Below are 3,485 nucleotides of genomic sequence, written 5' to 3' on the forward strand. Positions count from 1 at the left end.
CCTGGTTGTCGAGGTAGAAGAGGAGCATGTCGCCGAGGCCGCAGAAGAGCTCCAGCAGCACCATGCCGAGGTCGCTCTCATTGAAGTCGGTCCAGCGGTCGGTGATCGTGGGGATGCGCTGGACCAGTTCCTGGCGGACGGCCTCGTAGTCCTTGTTCGTGTAGTTGACTCGGACCTTGGCCATATGCGTTACACCTCGCGGACGAAGGGATAGACCAGGTTGCCCCGCACCTGGGTGCGGATGATGCGGTAGTCGAGCCGGATGAGGGCGACGTTGCGGTCGGTCACGAGCGGGTCGTCGCTGAATCCCACCCCCTCGATGACGACCCGCTTCTCCCAGCGTTTGACGGCGTCCACGATGAACTGCCTGGCCAGCGCCTTGAAGACCACGTCGTTCTGCTGGAAGACCAGCTCCGGCAGGCGCGAGCCGAACTCGGGGAGGAAGAAGCGTTCCCCTGGCCGGGTCGAGAGGATCTGCCAGATGCTCTCGTGGATATGGGCGTGCTCGGGGCCGGCGCCCTCGGAGACGGCGATGCCGCCGGCGGCGCCGAAACGGAACGGGTACTTCGTCCCCTTGCCCAGGAAGTCCATCACGGTCGCGGCTCCTCGCACTGAGCGGGGTCGGCCGGGATCTCTGGGACGTCAGGTTCCTCGCCCGGCTCCTCCTGCGGCTGTGGGCAGTTCGGGCAGTTGGGGTCGAGTTGGAACACCCGGCCGTCGGAGGTGTGGAGCCGGTAGTCAGCGTCGGGCACGAGGGTCTCGATAGTTCCGTCGGGCAGCGCCGCCTGGATGGCGCCGGCGCGCACGCAGAGGATCGTGCTGTCGGGCAGGATGAAGACGAAGGCGCCCCGGTCGAGGTCGCGTCGCTTCGTGCCTGCCGGCAGCTCGATGAACGGGCAGCGGTCGAACGGCTCCTCGCCGCAGGGGTCGGGCATCGTGGCGAAGTACCGCTCCGCTGCCTGCCGGTGCCGCTCAAGAACCTCCTCGACCTGGCGGCGGAGATCGTCCTGGCAGGTGTTCTGCTTCGAGATGGCCTCGGCGATCTCGTCGAGCTTTTGGACGACGGCGCACAGGAGCTCGAGGAGGGTCTTCTGTGCCTTGGCCTCGGGCGGGAGCTTGACCGGGCAGTTGAGCATGGGCGTTTCCTCAAGTCCTCTGGCCGCAACAGGTCGTCGGCTTCTGGCCAGTGAGCCGCGCGGCCTCCTCACGCGGTAGTTCGGAGAGGAGCCAGGCGGCCCAGCGGAACCAGATGTGGCGCAACTTGCAGCCGGCCTCTGCGGGCGCGTGCATGTCGCCTCGCTCGACGGCGTCCTGGCGGCACGGGCCGCCGCAGACGAGCCGGATTGGGCACTCGACGCACCTGGGGCTGTGGTAGAAGCGGCCGTCGAGCCACTTGGCCCGAAGGCACTCGTCGAGGCCGCCGGCCGCCAGGTTGCCGATGACGCTCGCCCCCTCGCGGTGACAGGCGTAGATGGTCCCGTCGGGCGCCACGGAGGCGTAGCCGTTGCCGGCCTCGCACTCGCAGCAGGCGGCCTGGCGGAAGGCGAGCCGGCGAACGAAGCGGACGAGCTGCTCGAAGGACGCGGCCCGCCTCTGACGGATGCGGTCTCTCAGGAACTCGGCGGCCCTGCCATATTCCTGCTCGACCTTTGCCCAGTCGGTCGCCGAGTCGTCGAAGCTCGATTCGTGGCCGGGGCCGACGCCGCGGCAGGCGGACTCTGTCAGGCTGACTGGCTCCAGCGAGACGTGGGCGGCGACTCCCTCGTCGAGCAGCCCGTGGTGATGCTCGAGGCGTTCCCTCAGCCGCATGTCGCATGCCATGAACGTGCCCCGGAGCGTCGTCCTCGTGGCCAGGCGCTGGCCTTTGAGCAACCGGAGGCCGTTGAGCGTCGCCTCGTAGGAATCCGTCCCCTGCCCGGCGGGGCGGCTGCGGTTGTGCATCTCCTTCGGGCCGTCGAGCGAGACGATCAGATCGAAGCCCTCGTGGTCGAGGAAGGTGACCTTGGCCGGGTCGAGCAGCGTGCCGTTCGTGGTGAGGTGGAAGCCCGGCCTGCCTGGGCCGCGGTAAACATGCTTGGCGAACTCGACCGTCTCGGTCAGAAGGTCCCACTCCAGGAGCGGCTCGCCGCCGAAGAAGGCGACGGTGACCGGCCCCTGCGGGGGCAGGAGAAGCTCCAAGGCACGCCGGGCCGTGTCGGAGGTCATGCGCGTGGCCTGGCCCTGCTTCAAGTCCCTGGCAAAGCAGTACTCGCACCGCAGGTTGCAGGCCCGCGTGAGGCAGAGGACCAGGTAGCCGGCGTGGTCGCGGACGCCGGGGTGGGAAAAGTCGGGTCGGAAGCACGAGGACGGCTCGGCGGGGCCTGCTTTCTGCCCCGTGGTCAGCGTCATGGCGTTGGCGTCGTACTGGAGGTCCTTGCCCCCGACCTGGAAGCTGAGGACCTCGCGCTTCGCCGGCTTGAATCGGACGCCGGGCTTGATCTTGTCGGCGATATTCAGGGGGGACCGCTCGGCGATCATTGCGCACCCTCCCTCGGCAACGCGAGCATTCCCGGACACAGCGGCGTGCCGCGGAGCGGGGAGCACCGGGGTGACGGGGCTGGGACGCTCTGCTTGGGCGGCCCGGAGGCGAGTCGCTTCCGCAGGATGAAGCTGGCGTACTCGTCGCTGCTGAGGGCGACGAGGTGGACGGGATGCGTCGTAACAAACTCGTCCACGGCCTGGACGACGCCGTAGCCCTTGACCTCGACGTAGTCGTGGCCGGCGATGTAGCCCCCAGGCTTCACCTTCGGGTAGAAGGCCAGAAGGTCCTGCCTCATCCCCTCGTAGCCGTGGTTGGCATCGAGGAACACCCAGTCGAAGTAGCCGTCCGGGAACTGGGCGGCCGCCTCCGTTGACGTCTGGCGGTGAACGACGACCCGGCCGGCGTCGATCCTCGGTTGGAAGCGGTCGACGACGAGCTGGTGGAACTCGTCGCCTTTGCCGGTGACCCCGCCGCTGGAGACTTCTTCGGGCCACGGGTCGATGAGATGGAGTTTGGCGGGCGCGGCGGCCTCGAGGATCTTCTGCGAGAAGCCGCCCTTGAACACCCCGATCTCGGCCGCGATCCCCTCGCGCGGGAGGATGGGCAAGATGTCCGCCTTCGCCGGCACCCGGAGGACCCGCTCGGCGTCCGCTGGCGTCGCCTCCGAACCCGACGGGAGCCAGAGGGGCACGTCGAACCACCGGCGCAGCCGCGCCGTCTCGCGGACGTAGACCTCCCTCGGCTCCAGGCGGACGAAGTGGACGAACGTCGGCGAGACCACGGGGTCTTCGCCGTAGGCGCAATGGCCACGAAGGACGTCGATGTCGTAGGGGCCCTTGCGGGCGGTGTACATGAGGTTCTCGCGGGGCGGGACGGGCTTGAGGCCCAGCAACGCCATTGCCGCCCCGAAGAGCGGCTCCTCGTTGTAGCCCTTCGAGGCGTCGCTGTGGAGGTAGGAGAGGAA

The 3,485-nt window shown here is 68.4% G+C and carries 5 protein-coding genes; all 5 read right to left on the bottom strand.

Features of this window, described 5'->3' with window-relative positions:
• Positions 1-184, bottom strand: a 184-nt coding sequence (locus PLE19_23910) for a baseplate J protein (protein ID HPD17994.1), incomplete at its 3' end; no start/stop codon positions are given.
• Positions 185-189: 5 nt separating this feature from the next.
• Positions 190-591: a GPW/gp25 family protein gene (locus PLE19_23915; protein HPD17995.1), complete on the bottom strand. Its 402-nt coding sequence runs from the start codon at positions 589-591 to the stop codon at positions 190-192.
• Entirely contained in the window at positions 591-1,136 is a 546-nt protein-coding gene (locus PLE19_23920; protein HPD17996.1) for a hypothetical protein, read from the bottom strand. The genes PLE19_23915 and PLE19_23920 overlap by 1 nt, the downstream gene beginning before the upstream one ends.
• A gap of 10 nt (positions 1,137-1,146) precedes the next feature.
• Positions 1,147-2,517, bottom strand: coding sequence for a radical SAM protein (locus tag PLE19_23925; GenBank protein HPD17997.1), 1,371 nt, complete (start codon positions 2,515-2,517; stop codon positions 1,147-1,149).
• A partial coding sequence (locus tag PLE19_23930; GenBank protein HPD17998.1) for a class I SAM-dependent methyltransferase occupies positions 2,514-3,485 on the bottom strand: 972 nt, incomplete at its 5' end. The genes PLE19_23930 and PLE19_23925, both read right to left, overlap by 4 nt.

The organism is Planctomycetota bacterium, from assembly GCA_035384565.1.
GTDB lineage: Bacteria > Planctomycetota > PUPC01 > DSUN01 > DSUN01 > DAOOIT01.